General features: G+C 66.0%; 1 protein-coding gene. It reads right to left on the reverse strand.

The features are described from left to right. Positions 1–1,077, reverse strand: a 1,077-nt coding sequence (locus AC2VON_RS12055; protein WP_486953177.1) for a DUF4158 domain-containing protein, incomplete at its 3' end; no start/stop codon positions are given. Positions 1,078–1,161 lie beyond the last annotated feature (84 nt).

Raw genomic sequence — 1,161 nt, forward strand, 5'->3', positions numbered from 1 at the left:
GGTGACGGTCTTCTCGATCATGTCCAACACCACGCCCAGCCCGACGTCCTGGTTGACCTCGACCATCTCCAGCAGCACCTTCACCGCTGCCGCGAGCTTGCCTGCGTTGCGTGACACCCTCGGATAGCGACGCAGCTTCTCCTCGCGAGACTCCCGCTCGGCCTTGGACAGAAGCTTCGTCGTCATCAACATGTCGAAGGTCTCCAACACGTCGTCGACCGCCCGCGCGCTCAACACAACGACCGTCGCGGCCAGCACCGCCAAGCGCTGCTCACGCGTGGGCAGCCGCCGCAGCGCGGCGGCCTTGCTCGCCAACCCGTAGGTCGCCAACCCCGTCAACCGACGCGGCGGGATCGCCCTCACGTCGATGCTGTCCACCCCGACCGCTTGCAGGTCGACAACCCTGCGCAGCGCCGCGAGCATCCCCTTCGACGACGCCTTGAACACGCCCTTGCGCAGCCGCTCCAGCTCGCTGACCTTCTGCCCGCCCTCCGCAGGAACCTCCAGCAGCCGCAACAAGGCAGACGCGGACTCCGAGGTCAGCTGCTCGCCGAGCTGGCGCCACAACCGGGCGTCCGCCGCGTTGCGGCCGTCGCCGATCAGCCGCTCCAACGTGGTGATCCCCGGCAGCAGCGCCTGACGCTTCCGCAGCCATGTCACTGCGTCGCCGAAGATCGCCTTCGGTCCGTCGCCGGTCATCCACGCCTGGTCGACGATCCACGACGTGAGCTCCGACTCCATCTCGCCGAACGGCTTGAGTCCGTACACCTGCTGGATTTCCCAGGCGTGTTCGAGCTTGGTCTTCTCCCGATCGGTGTACCGCTTCACCATCGACGGATCGGAGATCTCCAACTGCTCGGCCAGATACTCGATCAACGCGGGCGGGACATCCAGCGGATCAGCCAGGAACATTCCCAGGTGACGCACCGTCACCACCTGCACCGCGAACCCCAGACGGTTGTAGTCGCGCCGCCGCGCAGCGATCAGCCGCCGGTCCTCGTCATCCAAGTAGCAGTAACGCTCCAGCTCCTGCCGAGACAACGCACCGAACCGGCCATAGCCGCCCTCATCAGTCACGACGACATGAAATCACCTACAGCGCAAGGTCGCTCGGCGATTGCCCCTTAGCGCCGGATTTCGTCAATCTGCTCCCCGACCCCC

It is taken from the genome of Mycobacterium sp. TH-M82, from assembly GCF_057473605.1.